24 protein-coding genes and 1 tRNA gene are annotated in these 25,887 nt (G+C 66.2%); 13 read left to right on the top strand and 12 right to left on the bottom strand.

Annotated elements, in window-relative coordinates:
• Position 1 precedes the first annotated feature (1 nt).
• The 8 genes from DI605_RS12090 to DI605_RS12055 all read left to right on the top strand — a co-directional run bounded on the left by DI605_RS12090 (position 2) and on the right by DI605_RS12055 (position 7,830).
• On the top strand, positions 2-763 hold the full coding sequence (locus DI605_RS12090; RefSeq protein ID WP_293973920.1) for a phosphatidate cytidylyltransferase: 762 nt from the start codon (positions 2-4) through the stop codon (positions 761-763).
• Positions 760-1,929: a 1-deoxy-D-xylulose-5-phosphate reductoisomerase gene (locus DI605_RS12085; RefSeq protein ID WP_293973917.1), complete on the top strand. Its 1,170-nt coding sequence runs from the start codon at positions 760-762 to the stop codon at positions 1,927-1,929. Before DI605_RS12090 ends, DI605_RS12085 begins: the two co-directional genes overlap by 4 nt.
• Positions 1,926-3,059, top strand: coding sequence for an RIP metalloprotease RseP (gene rseP / locus DI605_RS12080; protein WP_293973914.1), 1,134 nt, complete (start codon positions 1,926-1,928; stop codon positions 3,057-3,059). Before DI605_RS12085 ends, rseP begins: the two co-directional genes overlap by 4 nt.
• Positions 3,060-3,176: 117 nt before the next feature.
• Positions 3,177-5,822 carry an outer membrane protein assembly factor BamA gene (gene bamA / locus DI605_RS12075; protein WP_293974456.1) on the top strand — a complete coding sequence of 882 codons (2,646 nt, stop codon included), beginning with the start codon at positions 3,177-3,179 and terminating at the stop codon, positions 5,820-5,822.
• Positions 5,822-6,484 (top strand): OmpH family outer membrane protein, encoded by a 663-nt coding sequence (locus DI605_RS12070; RefSeq protein ID WP_293973912.1) that lies wholly within the window; start codon positions 5,822-5,824, stop codon positions 6,482-6,484. The genes bamA and DI605_RS12070 overlap by 1 nt, the downstream gene beginning before the upstream one ends.
• Before the next feature lie 6 nt (positions 6,485-6,490).
• On the top strand, positions 6,491-6,967 hold the full coding sequence (fabZ, locus tag DI605_RS12065) for a 3-hydroxyacyl-ACP dehydratase FabZ (protein WP_293973909.1): 477 nt from the start codon (positions 6,491-6,493) through the stop codon (positions 6,965-6,967).
• 107 nt (positions 6,968-7,074) lie between these two features.
• A complete protein-coding gene (gene rpmE / locus DI605_RS12060; protein WP_293973906.1) occupies positions 7,075-7,305 on the top strand; it encodes a 50S ribosomal protein L31 in 231 nt (76 codons plus the stop codon).
• 135 nt (positions 7,306-7,440) lie between these two features.
• Complete coding sequence (locus DI605_RS12055; protein WP_293973902.1) at positions 7,441-7,830, top strand: teicoplanin resistance protein VanZ; 390 nt, start codon at positions 7,441-7,443, stop codon at positions 7,828-7,830.
• Between the two features lie 99 nt (positions 7,831-7,929).
• On the opposite strand, the gene DI605_RS12050 is transcribed toward DI605_RS12055, so the two are convergent.
• Positions 7,930-9,066 (bottom strand): hypothetical protein, encoded by a 1,137-nt coding sequence (locus DI605_RS12050; protein ID WP_293973899.1) that lies wholly within the window; start codon positions 9,064-9,066, stop codon positions 7,930-7,932.
• Positions 9,067-9,404: 338 nt separating this feature from the next.
• Between DI605_RS12050 and DI605_RS12045 the strand changes: the two genes are divergently transcribed.
• Positions 9,405-10,073, top strand: a complete 669-nt coding sequence (locus DI605_RS12045; RefSeq protein WP_293973896.1) for a PEPxxWA-CTERM sorting domain-containing protein — start codon at positions 9,405-9,407, stop codon at positions 10,071-10,073.
• Positions 10,074-10,174: 101 nt separating this feature from the next.
• Here DI605_RS12045 and DI605_RS12040 read toward each other — a convergent pair whose 3' ends face one another.
• The 4 genes from DI605_RS12040 to DI605_RS12025 form a co-directional block, all read right to left on the bottom strand.
• Positions 10,175-10,747, bottom strand: coding sequence for an OmpA family protein (locus tag DI605_RS12040; RefSeq protein ID WP_293973894.1), 573 nt, complete (start codon positions 10,745-10,747; stop codon positions 10,175-10,177).
• Positions 10,744-11,190 (bottom strand): hypothetical protein, encoded by a 447-nt coding sequence (locus DI605_RS12035; RefSeq protein ID WP_293973892.1) that lies wholly within the window; start codon positions 11,188-11,190, stop codon positions 10,744-10,746. Before DI605_RS12035 ends, DI605_RS12040 begins: the two co-directional genes overlap by 4 nt.
• Positions 11,191-11,265: 75 nt before the next feature.
• Positions 11,266-12,036 carry a metallophosphoesterase family protein gene (locus DI605_RS12030; RefSeq protein WP_293973889.1) on the bottom strand — a complete coding sequence of 257 codons (771 nt, stop codon included), beginning with the start codon at positions 12,034-12,036 and terminating at the stop codon, positions 11,266-11,268.
• Complete coding sequence (locus DI605_RS12025; protein ID WP_293973886.1) at positions 12,026-12,775, bottom strand: hypothetical protein; 750 nt, start codon at positions 12,773-12,775, stop codon at positions 12,026-12,028. Before DI605_RS12025 ends, DI605_RS12030 begins: the two co-directional genes overlap by 11 nt.
• Before the next feature lie 398 nt (positions 12,776-13,173).
• On the opposite strand from DI605_RS12025, the gene DI605_RS12020 reads away from it, so the two are divergent.
• Both DI605_RS12020 and DI605_RS12015 read left to right on the top strand, forming a co-directional pair.
• Positions 13,174-14,334 (top strand): ImmA/IrrE family metallo-endopeptidase, encoded by a 1,161-nt coding sequence (locus DI605_RS12020; RefSeq protein WP_293973883.1) that lies wholly within the window; start codon positions 13,174-13,176, stop codon positions 14,332-14,334.
• Positions 14,334-14,801: a PIN domain-containing protein gene (locus DI605_RS12015; RefSeq protein WP_293973880.1), complete on the top strand. Its 468-nt coding sequence runs from the start codon at positions 14,334-14,336 to the stop codon at positions 14,799-14,801. Before DI605_RS12020 ends, DI605_RS12015 begins: the two co-directional genes overlap by 1 nt.
• A 4-nt stretch (positions 14,802-14,805) precedes the next feature.
• Here DI605_RS12015 and DI605_RS12010 read toward each other — a convergent pair.
• Positions 14,806-14,893: transfer RNA gene (locus tag DI605_RS12010), tRNA-Ser, on the bottom strand.
• 163 nt (positions 14,894-15,056) lie between these two features.
• Between DI605_RS12010 and DI605_RS12005 the strand changes: the two genes are divergently transcribed.
• Positions 15,057-16,187: a lytic transglycosylase domain-containing protein gene (locus tag DI605_RS12005; RefSeq protein WP_293973877.1), complete on the top strand. Its 1,131-nt coding sequence runs from the start codon at positions 15,057-15,059 to the stop codon at positions 16,185-16,187.
• Positions 16,188-16,305: 118 nt separating this feature from the next.
• Positions 16,306-16,815 (top strand): septal ring lytic transglycosylase RlpA family protein, encoded by a 510-nt coding sequence (locus DI605_RS12000; protein WP_293974453.1) that lies wholly within the window; start codon positions 16,306-16,308, stop codon positions 16,813-16,815.
• A 10-nt stretch (positions 16,816-16,825) separates the two neighbouring features.
• Here DI605_RS12000 and DI605_RS11995 read toward each other — a convergent pair whose 3' ends face one another.
• The 6 genes from DI605_RS11995 to ptsP form a co-directional block, all read right to left on the bottom strand.
• The gene (locus DI605_RS11995) at positions 16,826-18,316 is read right to left on the bottom strand and encodes a hypothetical protein (RefSeq protein ID WP_293973874.1); all 1,491 of its coding nucleotides are present in this window, start codon (positions 18,314-18,316) and stop codon (positions 16,826-16,828) included.
• 244 nt (positions 18,317-18,560) lie between these two features.
• Positions 18,561-20,507, bottom strand: coding sequence for an ATP-dependent zinc metalloprotease FtsH (ftsH, locus tag DI605_RS11990; protein ID WP_293973871.1), 1,947 nt, complete (start codon positions 20,505-20,507; stop codon positions 18,561-18,563).
• A gap of 140 nt (positions 20,508-20,647) precedes the next feature.
• A complete protein-coding gene (gene tilS / locus DI605_RS11985) occupies positions 20,648-21,625 on the bottom strand; it encodes a tRNA lysidine(34) synthetase TilS (RefSeq protein WP_293973868.1) in 978 nt (325 codons plus the stop codon).
• Positions 21,622-22,554, bottom strand: a complete 933-nt coding sequence (locus DI605_RS11980) for a tetratricopeptide repeat protein (protein ID WP_293973866.1) — start codon at positions 22,552-22,554, stop codon at positions 21,622-21,624. Before DI605_RS11980 ends, tilS begins: the two co-directional genes overlap by 4 nt.
• Before the next feature lie 77 nt (positions 22,555-22,631).
• Positions 22,632-23,504 carry a helix-turn-helix domain-containing protein gene (locus tag DI605_RS11975; protein WP_293973864.1) on the bottom strand — a complete coding sequence of 291 codons (873 nt, stop codon included), beginning with the start codon at positions 23,502-23,504 and terminating at the stop codon, positions 22,632-22,634.
• A 76-nt stretch (positions 23,505-23,580) separates the two neighbouring features.
• The gene (gene ptsP / locus DI605_RS11970; protein ID WP_293974451.1) at positions 23,581-25,860 is read right to left on the bottom strand and encodes a phosphoenolpyruvate--protein phosphotransferase; all 2,280 of its coding nucleotides are present in this window, start codon (positions 25,858-25,860) and stop codon (positions 23,581-23,583) included.
• Positions 25,861-25,887: the final 27 nt, after the last annotated feature.

Below are 25,887 nucleotides of genomic sequence, written 5' to 3'. Positions count from 1 at the left end.
CGTGTCCGATCTCAAGACACGGGCGCTGGCGGGGCTGGTCGCAGCCGCAGTCGCGCTCGGCGCGCTGGCGGCGGGCGGCTGGCTGCTGTGGGCGTTCGTGACGGTCGTCGCGGTGATCGCGCTGGCGGAATGGTGCGGGCTGGCGGGCGCGCATGTCGCCCGCGCGGCGATCGCGCTGGTCCTGCTCGCTGGCGTGCTGATCCTGTCGTCTCCGGGTTCCTGGGGGCCGGAGCGCGATACGGTGGCCGTTCTTTCCATCGCGGCGATCGTGGCCGCGATGATGGTGGGCAGTTCGCGCATCGGCTGGGGCCTCGTCTATGCGGGCGCGCCGGCAATCGCCCTCCTGTTCCTGCGCGGGCTGCCGCAAGGCTTCGCGATGGCGTTGTGGACGATCGTGATCGTGATCCTCACCGATACGGGCGCCTATTTTTCCGGCCGCGCCATCGGCGGCCCGAAGCTTTCGCCGAAACTGAGCCCCAACAAGACGTGGGCCGGGCTGGTCGGCGGCATGGCGGCGGCGCTGATCGGCGGCGCGATCCTTGGCCTGGCCTTCGGTCTGCCGGGGGCGACGTTATGGCTGGGCGCGCCGCTTGCGGTCGTCGCGCAAGGGGGGGATTTGTATGAAAGCGCACTCAAGCGGAAGGCTGGCGTGAAGGATAGCGGGCACATATTGCCAGGCCATGGCGGCATACTCGACCGGATCGATGGCCTGATCCCCGTCGCCACGCTGGTGGCGGCGCTGGTGGCCGGAGGCGTGCTGTGACGGAAGGTCCGCGTTCCGTCACGATCCTCGGCGCGACCGGATCGATCGGCGCCTCCACGCTGGACCTGATCGAGCGCGAGCCGGAGCGCTTCCGCGTGCGCGCGCTGACGGCCGCGCGCAGCGTGGACAAGCTGGCCGATGCCGCCCGCCGCACGCGCGCCGAGCGCGCGGTGATTCTCGATCCGGCGCTCTATGCGGAGTTGAAGGACGCGCTTTCCGGCAGCGGCGTGGAGGCCGCCGCGGGCGAGGGGGCGATCGTCGAGGCGGCGGCTATGGGCGCCGACTGGACGATGGCTGCGATCGTCGGCACGGCGGGGCTGAAGCCGGTGATGGCGGCGCTGGAGCAGGGCGAGACGGTCGCGCTCGCCAACAAGGAGGCGCTCGTTTCGGCCGGCGCGCTGATGACGCGCACGGCCACCGAGCATGGCGCGACCCTGCTGCCGGTGGACAGCGAGCATAATGCGGTATTCCAATGCTTTCCGCATGGATCCGCAGAGCGCGTGCGAAAGGTGATCCTCACGGCGAGCGGCGGACCTTTCCGGTCGCTGACGCGCGAGCAGATGGCGGGGATGACGCCGGCGCAGGCCGTGAAGCATCCCAACTGGTCGATGGGTGCGAAGATTTCAGTGGATAGCGCCACGCTGATGAACAAAGGCCTGGAGCTGATCGAGGCCTTCCACCTCTTCCCGGTGGGCGCCGATCGGCTGGACGTGCTCGTCCATCCCCAGTCGGTCGTCCATTCGATGGTGGAATATGTCGACGGATCGGTTCTGGCCCAGTTGGGCACGCCGGACATGCGCACGCCGATCGCGCATACGCTGGCCTGGCCGGATCGGATGGAGACTCCGTGCCCCCGGCTGGATCTGGCCGCGATCGGCCGGCTGGACTTCCAGGCGCCCGATTTCGATCGCTTCCCCGCGCTGGGCCTCGCGATGGATGCGATGCGGGAGGGGGGCGCCGCGCCCGCCATCCTGAACGCCGCCAACGAGATCGCGGTGGCGGCATTTCTCGCCGGGCGGATCGGCTTCCTCGATATCGCCTTAATCGTGGCGAAAGTGCGCGACAGCTATATTGCGATCCGGCCGGGATCGATCGAGGATGTTCTGGCGATCGACGCGGAGGCGCGCGTTCGCGCCTGTGCCTTTGTGGAGTCGCTTGCCCGATGATGGCCATACCGAGCATCCTGCTGGCCCTGTTCGGCTTTGTCGTGGTGATCGGGCCGCTCGTCTTCCTGCACGAGCTGGGCCATTATTTCGTCGGTCGCTGGTTCGGCGTGCATGCCGAGACCTTCTCGATCGGCATGGGGCGCGAGGTGACCGGCTGGACGGACAGGCGCGGCACGCGCTGGCGCGTCTCGCTGCTGCCGCTGGGCGGCTATGTGAAGTTTGCGGGTGATATGGGGCCGGCGGGTCGCACCGATCCGGCATGGCTGGCCCTGCCGCCGGCCGAGAAGGCCCGGACATTCCAGGCGCAGCCGCTGTGGCAGCGCTTCCTGATCGTGCTGGCCGGCCCGCTCACCAATTTCCTCGTCGCAATCGCCATCTTCGCGGGCTTCTTCGCCGTCTATGGCGTGCCGCAGACGCCGGCCGTGATCGAGCGCGTCGTCGAAAAATCGGCGGCGGCGAAGGCGGGTATCCTGCCGGGTGACCGGATCGTCGCAATCGACGGGCGCGCCATTTCGCGCTTCGAGGAGCTGGCCGTCTATGTTTCGGTGCGCCCGGGCACGCCGATGGCGCTGGATGTGGAGCGCGGCGGGCGGATGATCGCGCTTTCCGCCACTCCGGCCGTGCGCCAGATCACGGACGATCTGGGCAATCCGCAGCGCCTGGGCCTGCTGGGCGTGACGCCGGGGCGGGAGATTTATGAACGGCGCGGTCCTGCGGGCGTGATCGGGGCGGCCGTGCGCGAAACGGTGCAGACCGTGCGGACGATGGTGGACGTCATCGGCCAGATCGTGACGGGGCGGCGACCGGCCAAGGAATTGGGCGGCCCGATCCAGATCGCGCGCTATTCGGGCGAGACCGTTTCCTTCGGTATTGTCGCGATCATCCACTTCATGGCCCTGATTTCGATAAATCTGGGGTTCATCAATCTCTTGCCAATTCCCATGCTCGATGGCGGGCACCTCCTTTTCTACATGATCGAGGGCGTCAGCCGCCGGCCCCTGCCGGAACGTGCCCACGATTGGGCGTTTCGTTCAGGTCTGGCGATGCTGCTTGGCTTCATGGTGTTCGTGACGATCAATGATCTCGGCTCGCTCGGCCTCTGGCGGACGCTTGCCGGCTTGATCGGCTGAACGGGATGGGGCAGGGCGGTGCGCCGGAAGAGGGGCCCCGGCACTGCTTTCGAAATTAAGGGCGGACGGGTGAAGTTTCAGAACAATACGGGTGCACGCCGCTACGCTTCGGCTTTCCTGATCGGCACGGCCTTTGCGGGCGTGCCGGCCATCGCGCAGCGCCCGGCCCGCACGCCTGTCCCGGCCACGCCCGCGGCGCCGCCGCCGGCCGCCGCGCTTCCGCCGACGATCGGCGGCACGATCCATTCGATCAACGTGACCGGCAATCAGCGCCTGGAGGCGGATACGGTCCGCTCCTACATCAAGCTTTCGGCAGGGCAGACCTATACGGCGGCCGATCTCGATCAGGCGCTGAAGGATCTCTACGCATCCGAACTGTTCGCCGACGTGACGATCGCCGGCGCGGACACGGGCAATATCGTGCTCCAGGTGCGCGAAAATCCGGTGATCAACCGGATCGTGCTGGAGGGCAACAAGCGGATCAAGGAAGACAAGATCCGCCCCGAGATCAAGCTCGCCCCGCGCCAGATCTTCACCCGATCCAAGACGCGCGCGGACGTGGCGCGCATCATCGAACTGTATAAGCGCCAGGGCCGCTACGCCGCCACGGTCGAGCCGAAGATGGTGCAGCTCGACCAGAATCGCGTCGATGTCGTCTTCGAGATCCACGAGGGGCCGAAATCGCGCATCCGCAAGATCAACATCATCGGCAACGAGAAATTCTCGGACGGCCGCCTGCGCGGCGAGATGGTGACGAAGCAGAGCGGCATCACGAAGATCTTTTCCGGCGGCACGAGCTATGATCCCGATCGTCTGGCCTATGACCAGCAGAAGATGCGTCAATTCTACCTGACGCAGGGTTATGCCGATTTCCATGTCGTTTCGGCCGTGGCGGAGCTCACGCCCAACAAGCGCGACTTCATCGTCACCTACGTGGTCGAGGAAGGCGAGCGCTACAAGTTCGGCAAGATCGATCTGGAAAGCCAGATCCGCGATCTGAAGCCGGATACGCTGAAATATCTGATCCGCTTCAAGCAGGGCGACTGGTATAACGCGAAGATCGTCGAGGATACTGTCGACACGATCACCGAGACGGCCGGCCTGCTGGGCTATGCCTTCGCCGACGTGCGCCCGGATTTCCGCCGCGACAAGGATACGCTCACCATGGGCGTCACCTTCCAGGTCGCCGATGCGCCGCGCGTCTATGTCGAGCGGATCGATATCAACGGCAACACGATCACGCGCGACAAGGTCGTCCGCCGCGAATTCCGCCTGGCGGAGGGCGATGCCTTCAACGGCTTCCGCGTGAAGCGCTCGCGCGATCGCATTCAGAGCCTGGGCTTCTTCCAGGACAAGCTGGAAATCGGCCAGAAGCAGGGTTCGACGCCGGACAAGGTGATCCTCGAGGCCAATCTGGAAGAGAAATCGACTGGCCAGCTCCAGGTTTCGGCCGGCTATTCCAGCCTCGAAAAGTTCATCGTCAACGCCTCCATCACCCAGTCCAACTTCATGGGCAAGGGGCAGGAAGTGCGCACCAGCGTCGACTATTCGGTCTATTCGAAGTCGGTTTCGGTCGGCTTCACGGAGCCTTATCTGTTCGACAAGTCGATCGCGCTGGGCGTGGACGTGTTCCGTCGCGATCTGAACTCGTTCAATTATGTGAACGACAATCGCAACACGACCTACAGCCAGGTCACCACCGGCTTCCAGGTGCGCGCCGGCCTGCCGCTGACCGAATATTGGAGCCTCGCGCTGCGCTATGGCCTGAGCTACGACAAGGTCAGCCTCGATAAGAGCAGCTTCTATTCTTATTACACGACCGATTCGAGTGGCAATTCGGTTCTGACCAACAACTTCCAGTGCGATCCGCTTCTTGCGGGCCGCTATCTCTGTGATTCCATTGGCAATCGTCTGACCTCGTCGGTGGGCTACAGCATCGTCTATGACAATCTGAACGATCGCCGTCGCCCGACTGCGGGGCGCAGGCTCGTGCTGAGCCAGGATTTCGCCGGCCTGGGCGGCAGCGTCCGCTACATCCGCACCCGCGCCGAGGGCCACCAATATTATCAGGTGCTCAAGGGCATGATCCTCTCCATCAACGGGGAGGGCGGCTATATCTATTCGCTCAACAAGAGCCGCGGCGCGAATATCGACAAGGTGCGCCTGACCGACCGGTTCTTCCTCGGCCAGCCCGAATTCGCCGGCTTCGACATTCGCGGCATCGGCCCGCGCGTGCTGCGCGTGCCCTATGATGCCGATGGCAATCCGGTCAACGATCGCAGCCAGATGTCGGACGACGCGCTGGGCGGCCGGGCCTATTACATGGCCAAGCTGGATCTGGAGCTGCCGCTGGGCAATGGCGCGCGCGAACTGGGCCTGCGCCCCTCCATCTTCGCGATCGCGGGTTCCGTCTTCGGCCTTACCCGGCCGGCGACGACCAACATCCCGGTTTCCGGCCAGTTCCGTGCGACCCCGAATGCGGACGGCACGCTCACCTGCTATAACAGCACCAGCGGCGTTTCGCAGACCGTGCCCTCCGGCACGACAAGCTGCTCGGAGGGCTTCTCGCTCGTCGGCACCAGCATCGCCGGCTTCCAGGAAGTCTATGTCGGCAATACGTGGAAGCCGCGCATCTCGGTGGGCTTCGGCGTGAACTGGAATTCGCCGTTCGGCCCCTTCCGCATCGATATCGCCAAGGCGCTCGTCAAATATGCCGGGGACGATCCCAAGCTCTTCACTTTCAACGTAGGGACGCAATTCTGATGTTCAGCACTTTCAAGCGCGCGGCCGTCGCCGCGCTCCTCGCGGTGGCGATCACGCCGCCGGTTTTTGCGCAGGCCGCCACGGGCGGGATCCTCACGATCGACATTGATCGCCTGTATAGCGACAGCGCCGCCGCCAAGAATGCGCAGACCCAGCTCGTCACGCGCTATCAGGGCCCGCAGCAGCAGGCGAATGCGGCCTTCGAATCGGCGCGCACCGCCTATCAGACGCAGATCCAGGCCGCGCAGAAGACGCTCGGGCCGAACGGCGATCCCTCCAAGCTCCCGGTCGCGACGCAGCAGGCGATCGGACAGGCCGAGGACAAGCTGGGCGAGGCGCGCAACCAGGCGATGGCCGTGCAGCAGGCGATCCAGGATTCGGCCGCCTATGTGCGCGAGCAGATCATCCAGGCCGTGGTTCCGCTCGCCGAGCAGGTCCGCGCCCAGCGCAAGGCCGCGCTCGTCGTGCCGCGCGGCACCGTGCTCGCCGCCGATCCGGCCGGCGACGTGACGGCCGCCGTGCTGCCGCTGCTCGATCAGAAGCTGACGGCGGTGCAGATCGTGCGTCCGCAGCCGACCGCGCCCGCCGCCGCCCCGGCCGCCGGTGCCGCTCCGGCGCCTGCCGCCGCCGCTCCGGCCAAGCCGCAGCCGCAGGGTCGCTAAGCCACGATGAGCGATGCGGAACGCCCCGATATCGGCCCGTTGGATATCAAGCGGGTCATGGCGGCGCTTCCGCACCGCTATCCCATGCTCCTCGTCGATCGCGTCGAGGCGCTGGTGCCGGATCGTTCGATCGTCGCGGTGAAGGCCGTGACGATCAACGAAAGCTTCTTCCAGGGGCATTTCCCCGGCCGTCCGATCATGCCGGGCGTGCTGATCGTCGAGGCGCTGGCGCAGGCCGCCGGCGTGCTCGCGGTCGAGAGCCTCGGACTCGCGGGTTCGGGCAAGCTCGTCTATTTCATGGCGATCGACGAAGCGAAGTTCCGCAGCCCGGTGGAGCCCGGCGTTCTGCTGAAGCTTGAAGTGGAATTCGTCCAGAAGCGAGCGACGGTCTGCAAGTTCGCCGGCAAGGCGCTGATCGATGGCAAGGTGGTGGCGCAGGCCAATTTCACCGCGATGATCGCCGATCCGCCGAAGGATGCCTGAGCGAGGGCTTCGCTCTCCGGCGGCCCTTTCCTTTTGTCGCGTCCGCCTGTAAGGGCGCCGCTTCCCTCCGGCTGGTCGGTAACCAGCCATTTCAGGAGCATGAGATTATGAAGCAGGGCATCCACCCCGATTATCACGTCATCAAGGTCCAGATGACGGACGGCACCACCTACGAGACGCGCTCCACCTGGGGCAGCGAGGGCGAGACGCTCCAGCTCGACATCGATCCGACGGTGCATCCGGCCTGGACCGGCGGCCGCAGCCAGCTGCTGGATCAGGGCGGCCAGGTCGCGCGCTTCAACAAGCGCTTCGGCGGCCTCACGCTCGGCAAGAAGTAAGCGACAATCCCCGGTTCGACCGGGGGCTTCGCGGAATGAAGCGGTCGGCCTTGTGGCTGGCCGCTTTTTCTTTTGGGCCTTCCTCGCCGCGCCGCACATTGTCCCGCCGCGCGCGCGCTGATATTGCGCTGCACAATGACAATTGAGACTGTCCGCAAGCTGATGCGCCTCGCCTTCTGGGCGTCGCTGCTGTTCGCCTATGTCTGCGCGGTCATTCCGGGTGGTCCGGAGATCGGCCATAGCGACAAGGACGGGCATGCTCTGGCCTTCATCACGCTTGCACTCTTCGCGCGCCTCGGCTGGTCGCGCGGGCGGGCGGCATGGATCGCGCTGGCGCTGCTGCTGTTCGGCATCTTCATCGAGCTGAGCCAGGCGACGCCGCTCGTGCATCGCGATGCCGATGTGTGGGATGTCGTGGCCGATGCGGTGGGGATCGTCGCGGGGCTGGTGATCGGATCGATCGGGCTGTTCGTCTTCCGCAGGCAATCCGCCACGGCCGACAAAGCGGGGCGGCAGACGCTCTAGGGCGATATCGAAGCAGGCGAAATTGGCCGCCGGCCCGGTTGGCGTGGCGGGAGGATATTCCGGAGTGGCCAATCCGGTCCGACGGAAACGAAAGCCGCTTCAGCCAAAGGCGCGGTGAAAGCCGTAGCGCGCGAGATCCCAGTATGTGCGGGGGCGCTTCGCGAGCCGGAAAGCCTCGCGCGCATCGCGCCACGCGCCGATCCTGTCCCCCATTGCGAGCCGGATCCGCGCCGAGGAATGGAAATAGAAATCGTCATAGGGCCGCTCCCGCTGCGCGCGGAGCACCTGTTCCAGCGCTTCGGCGTGGCGCCCCGCGAAGAACAGGGCGCGGCTGAGCGAGAGCACGAAGATCGGGTGCGGCGAGATCGCGACCGCTTCCTCATGCGCGGCGACCGCCTCGTCATACTGGCCGAGATCGTGCAGCCGCATTCCATATTGATGCTTGATCGCGGCATTGCCGGGCGACATGTCGACCGCTCGCGCGGCAATGTCCCGCGCCTTCAGCCTGTCACCGCCGGGGAGGCGTGATCCATATTCGACCAGCCACATCGAGGATTCCTCGCGCCGCGCCTCGAATTCAGCGCGGATGGCGGCCGGATCGGCCGCACCCGCCAGGAAGGACAGCGCCATCTTCTGCAACAGGTGCAGTTCGGCCAGCACGGTCGTCACCGGATGGCCCGCATGATCGAGGCGCAGCATCGTGACCTTCACGTCGCGCCCGATCCGTTCGGCATGGAGGGCGTCCAGCGCGATCGTCGGATCGAAGGCGATCACGATATTGGCCCGGCAGGCGAGCGCGCCATTATGCTCGGGCAGGAAGGTGATGCGCCTTTGATCCCACCACCAGCGCCGATCCGCCTTCACCACGCGCGGATCGATCGAATATTGGGGGGAGAGGGAAAGAACGTCGGTGGCCCCGATCGCATCGGCGAAGCGCAGTGCGGCATAGCCGCCCATGCTGGAGCCATAGGCGAGAACGCGCTCCGCCCCGTTCACCGCCGCGCGGATCACGGCCAGCACCTCGCCAATCTCGGGATATTGATACCAGTCGTTGCCCGAACTCAGCACGTGGATGCCGGTGAAACCCTCGCGCGTGAAGAAGGTCTCGCCGAAGCCGATCCGGCCGAAGCCGGGCTCGTCATGATAGGATTCGAACGTCACGACCTGATGACGGCCATCGCCCACCGCGATCCGGCGCACTTCCACATGATCGGACCGGAACAGGATTTCGGGCATGCCGGGACCCGGAACTTCCGCGTCTATGATCGTTTGCGCCGTCAACTCGTCAATGCCGTTACCGTTGCTGGATCGTCCAACGCTCTGTGGCGATTTTGGTTACGATCGCGTTTGCCTGCGTTGCCCGTCCGTACGCATGGAAGCAAGCCCCGAGAAGGCGCTGCGCGGCTGTGCATGCGGGCATGACGGCGTCCGCCAGCGGCGCTCTCGGGCTCCACACATGACAAAGTATTGCTGCGCGTCCCGTTCGGGCTGCTCCGGCTCGCATGGCTGTTAACGCCATGATAGGCGACCTGTCTGGCCGAGGGGGGCTCGGCCTGCAGGGGGGAGTGTCGCTTATGCGCAGAATTATGTGTGCCGTTGTCGCGGCGGTATCGGTTGCCGGATCGCAGGCTGATGCCGCGATCGTCGTTTCGGCGGGCGGGATCACCGATCCGACCAATTTCGTGTCCTTCACCACTCTGCCGAGCCCGCACATGCTGAGCAACACGGCCTTCATCGAAGACGGCGTATCGGTGACGCATGTGGGCAGCGGGACGATCATCGGCGCGCTTCCGTTCGGTGACGGTCCGTCTTTCTATCCGAATGGCGGGGGTATCGGCTATACATCGATCAAGCTCGTCAGCGGCCTGGCCTTCGAAGGCATACAGTTCGAGGCTGTGTCCGGCTCCGGCCAGACGCCGAACCTCGTCTACTCGCTTCTCCTCAATGGCAGCGTCGTGGCAACCGGCTCGGCGGGGGCCTTGCCCATCTTCTCCTCCAGCACACCGCGCACGATCGCGCTGACGGGAGACGCCGGCGAGACATTTGACGAGGTTCGTCTGGCGACGGGGGCGGGGGATGTCTTCTCCCTGAACGGCCCGAACTATCTCAACATCGATTCGATCGCTCTCGGATCGCTCTCGGCCGTTCCGGAGCCGGCGGGCTGGGCGATGTTCATCGGGGGCTTCGGCATGATCGGCGGCGCGATGCGCCGGCGCCAGCGTATCTCCGTCCGTTACGCCTGATCCCTTCCGGTTTCTGGGGCGTGGGCGCCGCTGGTCCCGTGATCGGCGGCGTCTGCGATTATTCCGCACCTTGGCGAGGCCGAGCGATCGCCGCCCGTCTCTCAATCGGCGGGGCGATCGGGTGCGGTCATGAGCAGGCCGATCCGGTCGTTGCGCGGATCGTCCGGGCGCAGGCCGGGCAGGGGCTGCCCTGCGCCGCGCGTCGAAACAGACAGTCGATCCGCCGAAATTCCTTCCTCCACGAGCATTGCCCGCGCCCGCTCCGCATGGGCATGGCTCAGCGCCATGTCGGCGGCCGGATTGCCGCTGGCGGCCGCATGACCGACGATTTCCACCTTCACCGCGGGGGATCCGGCCAGCATCGCGACGAGCCGTGTCATGCGCGCCCTGGTCTCCGGGGTCGGCTCGTCCGTATGGCCCACGAATTGCCGGCCGCCGACCTCGAAATAGCGGCGGGTGGATTTCGGATCGGCCAGCCAATCCGCCAGCGCGCGCGCGATCGTGCCGTTGGGCGCGAAGATCGGCGTGCCATCGCCGAGGATGGCCACCTTGCCGCCGAAATCCTGCGCGGGCGCGCTGATGACCGGATGGCGCGCCTCCTGGCAGCTCTTGATGCCGAGCAGCGCCGCCACGCCGACGAGAACGAACAGCAGAAGAAAGAGAAGCCGCGTCATCCGGATTTCTCGATGCTCTGAAGCTCGCGACGGCAGGCTTCGCTGAAGATCAGGAAGGGATCGAGGCCGCCATCCGCCGCGAACTGGTGCAATTCGCGCAGGGAGCGGTTGGGCGCCAGATAGGCGCTGGCGACGGAGGCCAGCACGCGTTCCGCCGCGTCGATCACATGGCCGGTGGAGATGAGGCGCATCCGCGCGAGGATCGCATAGAGGCCGACGAGATCGCTCACATCATCCCGCTCATGCCCCAGCGCATCGCCGAACAGGCGCGCGGATTCGCGGATGAATTCGACATAGACGGTCTCGCGCCGGCTGCGCTCGGCCGAGACGATCCTCTCGCGCAGCTGCGCCCGCTGCGTCATCCAGGTGGTGGCGAAGGAGGTGAAGCCACCGATCGCCGCGCCCGCCAGGCCGACCGTTGCCGTGAAGATGGACCCGTCCACATCTGCCCCCTTCGCCATCCGTGGCAGACGGATCATTGCGCGGCGCGATGCGATCGCCAAGGGGGCAAAGAGGCGTCAGTGCTCCCGGTTCGAAGCGGACAGGAAGCCGATCTCGCCATCCTCGATCCGCACCGCCGATAATATTCCCGTCTCGTAGGCGCCCGTATCGATCCCGATCCGATGCGGCCTGACCTCCGCCTTGCCATCGATCCACGTATGCCCGTGGACGATGATCCGCTCGACGGGGCGCTCATTCTCGATCCAGTCGTCACGGATCCACAGCAGATCGCGCCCATCCTGCTCCTCGAGCGGTACGCCCGGCCGGATGCCGGCGTGGACGAACGCATATTCGCCGATGCCCACCATCAATTCCAGGCTCTCGAAGAATTTCAGGTGCGAGGCCGGCATATTTTCAAGCAGATCATCACGAGCCCGGCAGTGTTCGGCCGCACTCGCATCCGCCCCGGGCGCGGCGACCCCATAGGAGTTCAGCGTTTCGGCGCCCCCGAACCGCATCCAGCCGGCCGCCGCTGCCGGATCGGCCAGATAGTCCAGCAGCACCTGTTCGTGATTGCCCTTCAGGCAATGGAGATCGAACGGGCCGTGCCGCTTCAGCCACCAGAGCGCATCCACCACCTGGCGCGAGGCGGGGCCACGGTCGATATAGTCGCCACAAAAGATCAGGGCGACGCGGCGCCCATCGGCCCGGCCGGCCGCATCGTCCGATATCTTCGCCAGAAGGGCACGAAGCTGATCGTAACAGCCGTGGATGTCGCCAACGGCGTAGATCAGTCGCCCGAAAACGCTGCCGACCGGGCCGGCGGCCTTGGCCTCATCAGGAAGCATCCGCGATATACTCCCGCCCGGCTCCCTTCGCGTCCTGGCCGAGATCGCGCAGATCGCGCGACATTTCGCGATATTCGGCCACGACCCGATCCGGATCGGTGAGGGTTTTGCGACCGAACCTGGCCCAGCGTGCCCGGTAGTGGGACAGGGTGCGGCGGCTCACGCCCGCGCGCACGGCACCGGCATAGGCGCTTCGCAACACATCGTCCGCCGCGACGATCCGGGGATGCATGCAGCGGGCGCGATCCATCCGGATGGTGCCGTCGCAATCGTCCGAATTCTTCACATAGCTCGCGAGCATCACCCGTTCGCGCCGCGCCGGAGTGGCGGGACGCGAGACATGCACGGCCTTCACCGGCCCTGGCGCCATCGCCGCCGGGCCGCCGATCGCATCGGCTTGCCCGGTCGCGGCCCGCCCCCCGATCGTTGCCTGCGCCGCGATCGGGGATGCGCCGGGTTCGCGAGGGGTTTCCGGAAGGCCCGGCGAGGCCATCAGGGCAGGCCCTGCCGTTTCGATCTGCCGCACGGCGGCATCGGCGGGCTTCCCATAGCCGGAGGGCGCGGGCCTTGTGCGGAGAAGCATCACGCTGCCCATAAGCGCCGTCACGGCCAGCGCCACCGCAACGGCCGGCCGGTTCATCGCGCGGCGGCGTCTGGCATTGGCCCTGATCGGCATGATCCTCACAGCGGTCGGCCCCCGGATACGCCCCGTATCCGAACTGGCGAAGATCGCCGCCATGTCCTTCCGGACGGATGTCTCCGAAGCCTCCGGTAGCGGGGCGTTCGGGCGATCCCTTTTGTTCAACGTGTTACAGCTCCGGCACGGGGCGGACGAAATATGCTGCACACACGACTCTCTGCGCCGGAGAAGGATCCAACGCTTCGTCTTGCCAGCGCCTCATCTCGGATTGTTTTGGGGGCAAGGGGCGGGCGGTTAAAGCGCGTTCGCGCGGCATAGTTTGGCGGGTGGCGCAGGTTTTGAACCCACGGTGGTCATCATAGCTGCCGCGCGTCTGGCGTAAGCGCTTGATACGCTTCACCGAGCAAAGTTCGACCGGCGGCGTGATAAGCCGGTGGTAAGCTGCACCGATGATTGCCTGTAGGATGCGGCGCGATCTTAGCTATACCGAGCGTGACATGGCCGAGCAGATTCCCATCAACCCCGCTTTGCTGGTCTGGGCGCGCGAGCGTGCGGGACTGTCCAATATCGAGGCCACCGAGAAGTTCCGACGCTTCGACGAATGGGAGGCCGGCGAATCCGCTCCTACTTACGCTCAGCTTGAACAGCTGTCCGACGCGCTGAAGGTGCCCATCGCGGTCTTCTTTTTTCCCGAGCCACCAAACGTACCATCAATCAATGAGACGTTTCGGACGCTACCAGAGGCGGAGTTGGATCGGCTGCCAAGTCGTATTCGCCTGCTGATGCGGAAGGCAAAAGCGTTCCAGTTAAATCTTGCTGAGCTAACTGGCGGCCGTAACCCGTCAGAGCGGCTCATCACGCGCGATCTGGAGTTCAAGCCGCGGGTCAACATAACAAATATGACCACGGCGGTCCGAGAATATATCGGGGTGTCGCTCGAGGATCAACGCGGTTGGCGTGACGCCGAGACCGCGATGAAACAGTGGCGCGCGGCGCTTCAACAGGTCGGCGTGTTCGTATTCAAGGACGCGTTTCGCGTCCGCGATCTCTCGGGCTTCTGCTTGTATGACGATCAATTTCCAGTCATCTACGTCAACAATAGTGCGACTAAAACCCGACAAATATTCACTTATTTCCATGAGCTTGCGCACCTTATCTTCCACACGAGCGGAATCGACAAAGTGCGCGATCGGTACATCGATCGATTGGCGGGCGATTCGAAACAGATCGAAGTGCTCTGTAATAGCTTTGCGGCGCAATTCCTTATGCCCGAAGACGCATTTAATTTGGCAGTCGCAGGCCGTAGGGCGGATGAAGCTACGGCAGAAATTATAGCGGCGCAGTTTCACGTTAGTCGGGAGGTCGTGTTTCGTCGCTTCTTCGATCACGGACGCATCGATGAAGCGCAGTACCGCGAAGCCGTGGAGCGATGGACCGCACAGTGGGAAGGCGGCGGTGCTGGTGGTGGCGGCGAGGGCGGCGGCGGCAACCACTATTGGACGAAGTTGTCTTATCTTGGCCGCGAGTACGTCTCGCTAGCGTTGGGTCAGTTTCATCAGAATCGGATTGATGAGACGCAGCTCGCTGAGTTCCTCGACACCAAGCCGAAAAATGTGGGGACGCTTGAAGACTATTTCGGACGGGGAGTGGCGGTCTGATGTACGTCTTCGACACGTCGCCTCTCTCCACGCTCTTCAAGAACTATTACCCCAGCCGGTTCCCTACGCTGTGGGAGCGATTTGACGCGTTGGTAGCGGACTCCAGCATCGTCTCCACGCGCGAGGTCATGCGGGAGTGCCTCGACGGGCCCGTGGAGGCCCTGCGCGATTGGTCAGTCGACAAAAACGACTTCTATCAAATCCCGGTTGCCGCAGAAGGCGCCTTCGTGGCCCAAATCTATGGGGTGGTGCACTTCCAACAAAACATTGAGCAGCAGAAGCTGCTTAAGGGCGGCCGCAACGCAGACCCGTTCGTCATCGCGCTGGCCAACTGTAATGGGCGCACCGTCGTCACGATGGAGAAGGCTAAGCCGAACGGGGCGAAGATACCAAACATTTGCGCGCACTTTGGAATCGCGTGTCTGACGCTTGAGGAGTTCATGGAGCAAGAAGGCTGGCAATTCTGACGGCTGGCGGAAGAGGTGGGATTCGAACCCACGGACGGTTGCCCGTCGCTGGTTTTCAAGACCAGTTCCTTAAACCACTCGGACACTCTTCCCAGCCGGCACGCACCCGCGCCTGACGGCGGGCTTCCGGGCGATCCGGCCACCTGTCCGGACGCTGGCGCTTATCGGGGCAGGCGGGCGCGCGCGCAAGGCCGGCCGTCGCGCGGGCGGGATGTTCGGGGAGACGGGCGCATCCGGCTGTGGCAGGAAGGGGACATGATCGTGCGTTTCCTTGTCTCGGCCCCGGCCCTTGCCGTGGCCCTAGCCATCTCCCTCTCCACATCCGCGCTCGCGCAGGAGGCGCCGCCGCCGGATACGGACCAGCCGACGTCCGCCGAAGCCGCCGCCACGCCGCCGGCCGAGCCGAGCGAGGCGGAGCGTTTCCGTGCCTTCATCACCGGCCTTCGCCCGCAGGCGCTGGCGGCGGGCGTCAATCCGCAGACCTTCGATCGCGAGGTGGCCGATCTCACCTTCGATCCGCGCGTGGTGCGCGCCGATCGCGGCCAGCCGGGCGGCGGGGCCACCAGCCCGGCAACGCCCTCCATCGGCATCAATTTCGCGCCCTACAGGCGTACGCATGTGGAGCCGGTGCGGATCGGGCGGGGGCGATCGCGCTATGGCAGCCTGCGGCCGCAGCTTTCCGCGATCGAAGCGAAGACGGGCGTGCCCGAATCGATCATGCTCGCCATTTACGGCCATGAGACGGGCTACGGCACCTTCACCGGCAATTATGATATCCTCCGCTCCTTCGCGACGCTCGCTTATGAGGGGCGCCGCCGCGCGCTCTTCACGGCCGAATTCATCGATACGCTGAAGCTGATCGACCGGGGCTTTCCGCGCTCGCTGCTCAAGGGCAGCTGGGCCGGCGCCACCGGCTATCCCCAATTCCTGCCGAGCACCTATCTGCGCCTGGCGACGGATGGCGATGGCGATGGCAAGGCCGATATCTGGCGCAGCGAGCCCGATGCGCTCGCCTCGATCGGCAATTACCTGACGAATGCCGGCTGGAAGCCGAACGTGCCGTGGGGCGTGCCGGTGGTGGTGCCGTCCACCTTCAGCCGCGCAGGCATCGCCTCGCCGCTCGCGAGCCCGCGCTGCCCGCGCGTCCATGTCCGCCTCAGCCGCTGGCTCACGATCGCGGAGTGGCGGGCGAAGGGCATCATGATCGCGGGCGCGCCCGTGCCGGCGGACAATGAGATGGCGACGCTGATCGAGCCGGACGGGCCGGGGCAGACCGCCTATCTGCTGACGACCAACTATCAGGCGATCCTCGATTATAATTGCTCGAATTTCTATGCGCTCTCGGTGGGCCTGCTCGCCGACGAAGTGATGCGGCCGGCGGAGTAGGGTGATCCTGGCCCGGCTTTCCCGTCGCCACCCCGGATCCGCTCCGGGGGCCGCGCGCCGGCCCGGCCCGGGCCGTGGGAAGATGCCGCGACTTGGGCACACGAACGAGCCTGTCATGATGGGGCGGGCATGGGCCGCCATCCTCCCGGCCGCCTTGCTGCTGGCATCCTGTGCGGGCCATCGCATGGTGCCGGACATGCCGGTGAAGATCGGCCGGCCCTATCAGGTGCGCGGCAAGACCTATGTTCCCGCCGACGACACCGGTTATGACGAGGTGGGCCTCGCATCCTGGTATGGGCCGGGGCAAAGCGGGCGCACCGCCAATGGCGAGAAATTCAAGCGAAACCGCGTGGGCGCCGCGCACAAGACCTTGCCCTTGCCCTCCTATGTGGAGGTGACGGCGCTTGCGACCGGGCGGCGGATCATCGTGCGCGTCAACGATCGCGGGCCTTTCGTGGACGGCCGCATCATCGATCTTTCTAAGGGGGCGGCGGAGCAACTGGGAATCCTGCGCGCGGGCACGGCGCGGGTGCGCGTCCGCCGCGTCTATCCGGGCGAGAAAGTGAGGCGCGACCTGCGATCGGGACGGGCGGCGGAGCCTTTGGAGAGCGTGGCGCCACTGCGGTGAGGCGGCGCCTCTAGCGACTGCTGATCTGGCGCTCGGCGGCGGCCTTCCCCTGAAGGCTGCCCCGCCGGCCAGGTGCCAGATCGAGCGCGGCCTCGAAGGCGCCCAGCGCCTCGTGCGGCTTGCCGGTCAGGAGGAACAATTCGCCCAGTTGTTCGCGCGCGGGCACGATCGGGCCGGGCGTGAGCGGCAGCTTTTCCAGTCCATCCTCTTCATCGGCCGCCGCCGTCATCGTCGCGATCGCCGCCTCACGATCGCCCGCGGCCGCGAAGCGCCAGGCCTGTGCGGATTTCAGCAGCGTATCGACCTGCGCCGTCCAGTAACTGTCGTTCGCCGCGCGCAGGGCCTCGCGGCACTTCTGAAGCTCGGCGATGTCGCCGTCTGCCGCGGCGGGGGGCCGCGCGCGCAGCTTGCCGAGCGCGCGCGCCCACCAGACGAGGGCCGCCACCTGAGGCGTGGAATTCGCTATGGGCGTAAGCTGCGAGGCGCTGGCCCAATCGTGCGTTTCGACGGCAAGGCGAACCGGCATCGCATTGCCCGCATAGCCGATCTTGAAGCCGGCACCCGACAGGCCGGTGATCGCGTGGAGATCGGCGACCTCGTGCGCGGCGCTGGCTGCGTCGCCACGTTGCAGATAGGCGTAGGTCAGATAATCCATCGCATGAAGCTGTTCGCCCACATCGCCCTGGGCCTTGGCCGCGTCGCGCGCGGCGATGTTGGATGCGATCGAATCATCCCAGAGGCCCAGCCGCGTGAAGATATGGGACGGCATGTGCAGCGCGTGGGGCGCGGATGGCGCGATCTTCGCATAGAGCCGCGCCGCCGCCAGGCCCTTCGCCGCCAGTTCCGCGCTGTCATAGGCATGGATCAGATAGTGGGGCAGGCCGGGATGATCCGGCTGACGCTTCCAGATCGGCTCAAGAATGGCCGCCGCCCGTTTCTGACGGGCATGGTCGCGATCGCCGGGCGATGCGGTCGCGATCAGGGACAAGGCATGGAAGATCGCGATCTCGTCATCGCGCGGATAATCTCGGGCAAGCTTGGCCATCGCGTCCGAATATCGCATGGCGCGGACCGGCGCGGCGATCCGGTCCGCCTGATCGAAATAGGCGCGCAGCGCGGCAATGAGCGCCCGTTCACGCGCACTCGCCGGGGGCATCGCCTCGGCCAGCGCGATCTCGCGGGCTCCGGCGGCAAGGCCGGCGCCGACCGGTACATCCCAAAGCTGGTGGTAATGCGTCATCGCCCGGCCCCAGTGCGCCACCGCACACGCCGGATCGCGGGCCAGCACGTCCGCAAATCCCATGTCGGCCTGATCGTAAGCGAAGGAGTGCAGCAGTGCGACCGCGCGATCGAACGCCGGCTGCACGGCCGGTGCGCAGCTCGTTGCGAAGTGAACCTTTCCCAGGCGCTCTGGTGCCGGGTGATGCTGATGGTCCTCCTGCGCATGGGCCGGCGGGGCGCATGCGAGAAGCATCAGGATCGCTGCGAGACATCTCCGCATAGGAGCCATCCTCCCGGCCGCTTCCGTCATGCGACGCTTGGGGCATGCCTTGCGAAAGCGCGCCGACCCTATCTCCTCTCCAGCACGTGGCGCAATGCTAATAGATATAGCGATGGAGCCGCAGATAGATATCGCGATGGGGCCGCAGGCGGCGGTCGATCCTTTGACCGGAAGACGGGGGCCTTCCGAAACGAAAAAGGGCGGCCCTGAGGCCGCCCTTCCGGTTGCGCGATGATGCTTCGCCTTATGCGCCGGCCGGCGTCGGTTCGCCCCAGCCGCCGGGGCGACGGCTCTTGGGGATCGACGAACCGCCGATCGAGAGCGAGCGGGGCGCGCGGTCCTTGGGGTCCTCGCGGCCGATATCCTCGCCCGCAATCGCCTTCTTCGATTCGTCGCCCGTGAGCGTCTCATATTCCAGCAGGGCGGTGGCGAGGCGGTGGAGCTGGTCCAGATTGTCGGTCAGCACCTGGCGGGCCTTGGACTCGCCTTCCTCCACCAGACGGCGCACTTCCCCGTCGATCAGGCGCGCCGTCTCCTCGGACATATGCTGGTTGCGAGACACGCTGTGGCCGAGGAACACCTCGTCCTGATTGTCGCGATAGCGCAGCCAGCCGAGCTTCTCGCTCATGCCATATTCCATCACCATCGCGCGGGCCATGTCGGTCGCCTGCTGGATGTCGTTGGAGGCACCCGTGTTCAGCTCGTCCGCGCCATAGATCAGCTGCTCCGCGATACGGCCGCCGAAGCAGAGCGCGAGGCGCGCCTTCATCTGCTTCATCGTCATCGAGTAACGATCACGCTCGGGCAGGTTCCACGTCACGCCCAGCGCACGGCCACGCGGAATGATCGTCACCTTGTGGAGCGGATCGCAGCCCGGGACGTGAAGCGAGACGAGCGCGTGGCCGGCCTCGTGATAGGCGGTCGCCTTCTTCTCGTCCTCGGTCATGATCATGGACTTGCGCTCGGCGCCCATCATCACCTTGTCCTTGGCCTCCTCGAATTCGCGCATGGCGACGAGGCGTTTGCCCTTGCGGGCGGCCAGCAGCGCGGCCTCGTTGACGAGGTTGGCGAGATCGGCGCCCGAAAAGCCCGGCGTGCCGCGCGCGATCGTGCGCGAATTGACGTCCGGGGCGAGCGGAACCTTGCCCATGTGAACGGACAGGATCTTCTCGCGGCCCTCGATATCGGGCTTGGGCACCACGACCTGACGATCGAAACGGCCGGGGCGCAGCAGCGCCGGATCCAGCACGTCGGGGCGGTTCGTGGCGGCGATGATGATGATGCCTTCGTTCGCCTCGAAGCCGTCCATCTCCACGAGGAGCTGGTTCAGCGTCTGCTCGCGCTCGTCATTGCCATTGCCCAGGCCGGCGCCGCGATGGCGGCCGACCGCGTCGATTTCGTCGATGAAGACGATGCAGGGCGCATTCTTCTTCGCCTGCTCGAACATGTCGCGCACGCGGCTCGCGCCGACGCCGACGAACATCTCGACGAAGTCTGAGCCCGAAATGGTGAAGAAGGGCACCTTCGCCTCACCCGCAATGGCGCGGGCGAGCAGGGTCTTGCCGGTACCGGGCGAGCCGACGAGCAGAGCGCCCTTCGGGATCTTGCCGCCGAGACGGGCGAACTTCGAAGGATCCTTCAGGAAATCCACGATCTCCTGCAATTCCTCACGCGCCTCGTCGATGCCGGCGACGTCGTCGAAGGTGACGCGGCCCTGCTTCTCGGTCAGCATCTTGGCGCGGCTCTTGCCGAAGCCCATCGCGCCGGAGCCCGCATTCTTCTGCATCTGGCGCATCACGAAATAGCCGATGCCGAGCAGGATCAGGAACGGGAAGCTCTGGTAGAGGAGGTAGGTCCAGACGGAGGGCTGCTCCTCCGGCCGGGCGCGGAAGGTCACGCCCTTGGCGGTGAGGCGGGAGATCAGGCCGGGATCGTTCGGCGCATATGTCTTGAAGGTCGCGCCGTTCGAATATTTGCCGGCGATCACGCCATTGCCGATATCCGCCTCGCGGACCGAGCCATCCTCCACGCGCGAAAGGAATTCGGAATAGGCGATGCTCTCGCCGCCCGTCTGCCGGCTGCCATTCTCGAACATCGAGACGAACAGAACGATCGCGAGGAGAATGCCGAGCCAGATGGCCAGGCTCTTCATCCAGGGATTCGGTCCTTGCGGGGTCTTGTCTTCGCTCATGCGCGGTTCACAGCCTTGTTCCAGAACAGCCATTATGTAGGAGAGCAGAGGTTAATGGCAATGGAACAAGGGCCGATCGATGCGATCGGCCGGGGGAGCAAGCGCCGATCGACCTGATCGGCGGGGGGAAACGGGCTGGATCAGGCCGATCGGCGGGGCGGGGCGGTCGTGAAGCGCCATGGAGGGCCTGGATCGATGCGCAGGCCGGCGAGCGTCGAGACCTGATTCCCCGCCAGCCGATCGATCAGGCGATCCACTTCGTCTCCGCGTAGCGGCGAGTCGCCGGCGAGCCGCTTCAGGGCCTTCACCAGCAGGCGGCGGCGTAGTTCGCGTGGCAGATCCTGCGCCATCAGCGTGGCGGCTTCGCGATCGAAGCGCGTGTCGAACAGGCTGTCGGCCGTGACGGAGAGCGCTTCCTCGGCCTCCGCCATGTGGCTTGCGACCGATGCCAGCCCCTCCGGATCGGGCCAGCCCGCTGCCAGTCGCGCGCGCACGGCGACGCGATCGAACCGGGGATCGCGGTTTGAGGGATCGTCGATCGCGACGATCCCGGCGCCACGCACGATTCCGGCGAGCAGGCTGCGTCGCCAGCCGAGCAATGGGCGGATCAACTGTACCCCCTCTGCCAGCGATCGCTCGGGCCGGATGCCGGCAAGGCCGGCGACGCCCGCGCCGCGGTCCAGCCGCATCAGCACGGTTTCGGCCTGATCGTCGAGATGATGCGCGGTGGCGAGCGCACCGACGCTTTCGGTGTGCGCCCATCGCGCCATCGCCGCATAGCGCTCGCGCCGGGCAGTGGCCTGCAGGCCGGCGGGGTCGTCCGCCACCGTAACCCGCAATATGCTGTGGGGTACGGAGAGCGCCTCGCAGATTTCGGCCACGAACTGCGCCTCGCCGGCTGCCTCCGGGCGAAGGCCATGATCGACGGTGACAGCGGCGATCCGGCCCGGAAGCGCGGCGGCGGCGAGCAGCAGGAGCGCGAGACTGTCCGGCCCGCCCGATACGGCGACGGCCAGTGTTTCGCTCCGGGATGGACGCAGCCGCGCCAGGTCCGCCTCGAACCGGGCGACATGATCCGGGGCAGGCGGCGCGATCGTCGCGGCCGCCCCCTCCGTCACTTGCAGGAAGCGGCCTTCTTCGCCGCCGGTAGCCGGCCTTTCAGCGTCGCCGAAAGCGTCGTGCCATAGACCTGCTCCAGCTCGCCATAGGCCTTGCAGGCATCGGCCGGCTTCTTCAGATCGGTCAGCGCCTGGCCGAGATAGAAGAGGCTGTCTGGCGCGCGCTCGCCACGCGGATCGGTCTGGTAATTCGCATAGAAGGTCTGCGCGGCCATGGCCGGCGTGCCGCCATCCAGCTGCGCGCGGCCCAGCAGGTTGCGCGCATAGCTGGCGCGCTTGTGCTTCGGATATTTCTTGATCATCGCCTGAAGCGCCACCTGCGCCTCGGGGAATTTCTTCTGCTCCCACAGGCGATAGCCGGCCATATAGGCATCCTCGCCCGCATCGCCGGTGGAAGGTGCGGCGGGCTCCGCCGCTGCGGGAGCGCTCGGCGCGGGCGCCGGGCCGGGATCGAGCGGCATGGGGGCGGGGCGGGTGCCGCCACGCGGCGGCCTGGCGGCGGGCGCGTCGATCGCGGGGGCGGGGCCGGCCGGGGGCTGCGCGCCGCCTTCGAGCGCCTTCAGCCGCGCATCGAGATCGGCGCGATCCTTCGCCTCGGTCTGGGTCAGCAGATCCAGGCGATGCTGGTTCTCCTCGATCTGCCCCGTGATGCGGGCCAGCTCGCGCTCCATCGTTTCCACCCGTGCGGTGAGATCGCGCACCGCCTGATCGGAAGGCGCGCGCTGGATCGGCGCGGCATTGGCGGCGGGCGGCGCGATTTCAGGTTCGAAGAAGGCCGGGCTTCCGCCGGGGAAGACCTTGCGCTGGACGGCCTTCATCTCCTTTTCCAGCTTGTCGACGCGCGGCGCGATCTTGTCGGCGCTCTGGGCCAAAGCCGGCGTGGCGACGGTAGCGAGCAGGCAGGCGAACGTCAGCGAACGCAGATACATGGAACAATGTCTCTCAATTCTGTCGGATGGTCCGCTCCAGCATAGCGCGGATGAGCGCGGGATGAAGCGGAACCGGATCAGTTCGGCGCGGCCTGCGGCGCGACGGCGGCAGCAGCCGGCGGTATCGCCGCCGGAACGCCGGTATCGGCCGGTGCGGGGGGCGAGACCCGTTCCAGCAGGGCGGCGGCCTTCAGGCTCACGTCACGCACCCGCTGCTCGGGCGGGCCGAGCGGCGGAATGATCGTATCACCCACCGTCACCTTCAGCGCGTTGGGCCGGCCCGTCAGCAGGCGGGGATCGGTGGCTTCGGCGGGGATGGCGAAGCTCTTGCCGGTATCCAGCATGCCTTCGAACAGCTTGGCGCCGCTCGGCTCGCTGATCCGCAGCCAGACCGGGGATTCCGCCGTCAGCACCACCGCGCCACCTGTCGCAACCAGGGCAGGCGCCGTCGCCGCGGGCACGGCGGCCGGAGCAGCTGGCGCCGGAGTGGGGGCAGGTGCCTGATCCGAAGCGGCGGCCGCTACCGCGACGGGATCCTCGCTGCGCATGCCGCGCCAGTAGAGGAAACCCAGCACCAGGATGGCTGCCACGAGCAGGCTGGCCCAGGCGATGCCGCGCGTGGGTGTGCGCGCCGGATCGGCCGGCTCATAGACTTCGCGGAAGGCCGGGCGCGGCGCGGCCTCGGTCAGTTCCGCGCGGAATTGCTGCGCCAGTGCCTGTCCGTCTAGCCCCAGCATCCGGGCATAGGTCTTGACGAAGCCGGAGCTGTAGGTGGCGGCGGGCAGACCGCGATGATCGTCGCTCTCGATCGCGGTAAGATGGCGCGTGGGAATGCGCGTGCGCTCGGCGACATCGCCAAGGCTAAGGCTCTGCGCTTCACGCGCCGCACGGAGCTGACCACCGACCGTGGTGGGAATTGCTTCCGCTATACCGTTGCGGATCTCGTTCATCCGGGGTTCCAGCAAGTTTGAGACGATGTAACCGCGATCAGGACGGAATGATAGTTCCCGACCTTGTGACGCAATCTCAAGCTATTCTTACATCCCGGGCAAGCGCCCAATCGGTGAGCGCTGCACGCATGTCGGCGGGCGGACGCGCCAACATCTCCGCCATCGTATCGCGAAGCGCGGCAAGGTCCAGCGATCTGATCATCGCCTTGACCGGGCCGATCGCGGCCGGCGTGATCGAAAGCCGCTCCAGCCCCGCGCCGATCAGTGCCATCGCCTCCAGCGGGCGGCCGCCCATTTCCCCGCACACGCCCACCGGCACGCCGGCCGCGTCGCACGTCCGCACCACGCGCGCGATGAAACGCAGGATGGCGGGCGAGAGCCAGTCGAACCGCTCCGCCAGCTTGGGATGCGCACGATCCGCCGCGAACAGGAATTGCGTGAGATCATTGGTGCCGATCGAAAGAAAATCCAGCTTGGGCAGCAATATGTCCAGGCTTTCGGCGAGTGCGGGCACTTCCAGCATCGCGCCATAGCGAATGGCGAGCGGCGGCACCTTGCCCCGTTTGGCGAGCCGGGCGCGTTGCTCCTCAAACAGGGTGCGCGCCTCGTCGAATTCCCACGGCTCGGAAATCATCGGGAACATTACCTGCAGCACACGCCCGCCGGCCGCCTCCACCAGAGCGGATGCCTGCGCCTTCATCAGGGCATCCCGCTCCAGCGCGAGGCGGATCGCGCGCCAGCCCATGGCGGGATTTTCCTCCTCGATCTGGTCGCTGGTCATGTAGGGCAGCGCCTTGTCGCCGCCGACATCCACGGTTCGGAAGATCACCGGCTTGTCGCCCGCCGTTTCCATCACGTCGCGATAGACACGCTGCTGGCGCTCGCGCTTGGGCAGTTCGGCCGAGACGAGAAATTCGAATTCGGTGCGGAACAGGCCGATTCCGTCCGCGCCCGTCGTATCCAGCGCGGCCACGTCATCGCGCAGGCCGGCATTCACCATCAGCATCAGGCGATGGCCGTCCTTCGTTGTCGGCGGCAGATCGCGCATCGCGGCATATTCGGCGCGCAGCTTCTGCGTTTGCGAAAGGCGGCTCTCGAATGCCTCCTCGATCGGGGCGCTCGGCCGCGCGACGGCATTGCCCTCGGTCGCGTTGAGCAGCACCATATCGCCCTCGCCGATCTGGCGGCGCGCATCGCGCACGCGGCCGAGCACGGGAATGCCCATCGCGCGCGCCACGATCACGACATGGGCGGTCAGCGATCCTTCCTGAAGGATCACGCCCTTCAGGCGACGGCGATCATATTCCAGAAGTTCCGCCGGGCCGAGATTGCGCGCGATCAGGATCGAATCCTGCCGCAGCCCCAGCTGGGCCGCCGTGCCGAGCTGGCCGGAAACGATGCGGAGCAGGCGATTGGAAAGATCTTCCAGATCGTGCATCCGGTCCGCCAGCAGGGGATCGTCTATCTCGCGCATCCGCATGCGCGTGCGCTGCTGGACGCGCTCGATCGCCGCCTCGGCGGTGAGGCCGCTGTCGATTGCGGCATTGATGCGGCCGCGCCAGCCCTCGTCATAGGCGAACATCTTGTAGGTCGCGAGAATGTCCTGATGCTCGCCCGCCACGCCGAAATCGGCCTGGCTCATCATGCGATCGATCTGGTCGCGCATCTTGTCGAACGCGGAATAGACGCGGTGGCGCTCCGCCTCGACATCCTCGGCCACCGTATGCTCTACTACCACGCGCGGCTGGTGGAAGACGGCGCGGCCTTGGCCCATGCCGTCGACAAGCTTGAGTCCCGTAAGGCGCACCGATCCGCTGTCGCGCCCGCCGGCTGAACCGGGGCCGTGCGTTTCGTCGATCAGGCCCGCGCCCGCGATCAGCTCCGCCAGCACCATCGCCACCGTCTGGAGCGCCTCGATCTCGACATCGTCATAGCGCCGCTGATCGACATGCTGCACCGTGAGCACGCCCACCGCGCGCTCGGCACGCACGATCGGCACGCCGGCGAAGCTGTGATATAGTTCCTCGCCCGTTTCCGGATTGTGGACGAAATCCGGGTGGCTCGTCGCTTCGGCCAGATTGAGCGTCTCGTTCTTTTCAGCGATCGTGCCGGTCAGGCCCTCGCCAAGCTGAAGCTTGGTGACGTGGACGGCCTCCTGCTTCAGCCCGCGCGTGGCGAACAGCTCCAGCACGCCATCGCGCAGCAGATAGATCGAGCAGACCTCGCTGTGGAGCGCCTCGCCGATGATCTGGGTGACCTGGTTCAGCTTCGCCTGGGCGTTCGTGCGCGACGCCATGACGTCGTGCAGGCGCACCAGGATTTCACGAGCGGCGGTTGTGGAGGAGGCGGGCGGCATGTCGTTAAGCATGCGCTACCAGCAAAG

The sequence above is a fragment of the Sphingomonas sp. genome, from assembly GCF_003248515.1.
Lineage (GTDB): Bacteria > Pseudomonadota > Alphaproteobacteria > Sphingomonadales > Sphingomonadaceae > Sphingomonas_I.
This window is presented reverse-complemented; position numbering and strand designations above follow the sequence as displayed.

Coding starts and splice junctions, on each gene's coding strand:
- rseP (WP_293973914.1), top strand. CDS start 1,926: ATGATGGCCATACCGAGCATCCTGCTGGCCCTGTTCGGCTTTGTCGTG.
- DI605_RS12070 (WP_293973912.1), top strand. CDS start 5,822: ATGTTCAGCACTTTCAAGCGCGCGGCCGTCGCCGCGCTCCTCGCGGTG.
- fabZ (WP_293973909.1), top strand. CDS start 6,491: ATGAGCGATGCGGAACGCCCCGATATCGGCCCGTTGGATATCAAGCGG.
- rpmE (WP_293973906.1), top strand. CDS start 7,075: ATGAAGCAGGGCATCCACCCCGATTATCACGTCATCAAGGTCCAGATG.
- DI605_RS12055 (WP_293973902.1), top strand. CDS start 7,441: ATGACAATTGAGACTGTCCGCAAGCTGATGCGCCTCGCCTTCTGGGCG.
- DI605_RS12050 (WP_293973899.1), bottom strand. CDS start 9,066: ATGCCCGAAATCCTGTTCCGGTCCGATCATGTGGAAGTGCGCCGGATC.
- DI605_RS12045 (WP_293973896.1), top strand. CDS start 9,405: ATGCGCAGAATTATGTGTGCCGTTGTCGCGGCGGTATCGGTTGCCGGA.
- DI605_RS12040 (WP_293973894.1), bottom strand. CDS start 10,747: ATGACGCGGCTTCTCTTTCTTCTGCTGTTCGTTCTCGTCGGCGTGGCG.
- DI605_RS12030 (WP_293973889.1), bottom strand. CDS start 12,036: ATGCTTCCTGATGAGGCCAAGGCCGCCGGCCCGGTCGGCAGCGTTTTC.
- DI605_RS12025 (WP_293973886.1), bottom strand. CDS start 12,775: ATGGCGGCGATCTTCGCCAGTTCGGATACGGGGCGTATCCGGGGGCCG.
- DI605_RS12020 (WP_293973883.1), top strand. CDS start 13,174: ATGGCCGAGCAGATTCCCATCAACCCCGCTTTGCTGGTCTGGGCGCGC.
- DI605_RS12015 (WP_293973880.1), top strand. CDS start 14,334: ATGTACGTCTTCGACACGTCGCCTCTCTCCACGCTCTTCAAGAACTAT.
- DI605_RS12005 (WP_293973877.1), top strand. CDS start 15,057: ATGATCGTGCGTTTCCTTGTCTCGGCCCCGGCCCTTGCCGTGGCCCTA.
- DI605_RS12000 (WP_293974453.1), top strand. CDS start 16,306: ATGGGGCGGGCATGGGCCGCCATCCTCCCGGCCGCCTTGCTGCTGGCA.
- DI605_RS11995 (WP_293973874.1), bottom strand. CDS start 18,316: ATGCGGAGATGTCTCGCAGCGATCCTGATGCTTCTCGCATGCGCCCCG.
- ftsH (WP_293973871.1), bottom strand. CDS start 20,507: ATGAGCGAAGACAAGACCCCGCAAGGACCGAATCCCTGGATGAAGAGC.
- DI605_RS11980 (WP_293973866.1), bottom strand. CDS start 22,554: ATGTATCTGCGTTCGCTGACGTTCGCCTGCCTGCTCGCTACCGTCGCC.
- DI605_RS11975 (WP_293973864.1), bottom strand. CDS start 23,504: ATGAACGAGATCCGCAACGGTATAGCGGAAGCAATTCCCACCACGGTC.
- ptsP (WP_293974451.1), bottom strand. CDS start 25,860: ATGCCGCCCGCCTCCTCCACAACCGCCGCTCGTGAAATCCTGGTGCGC.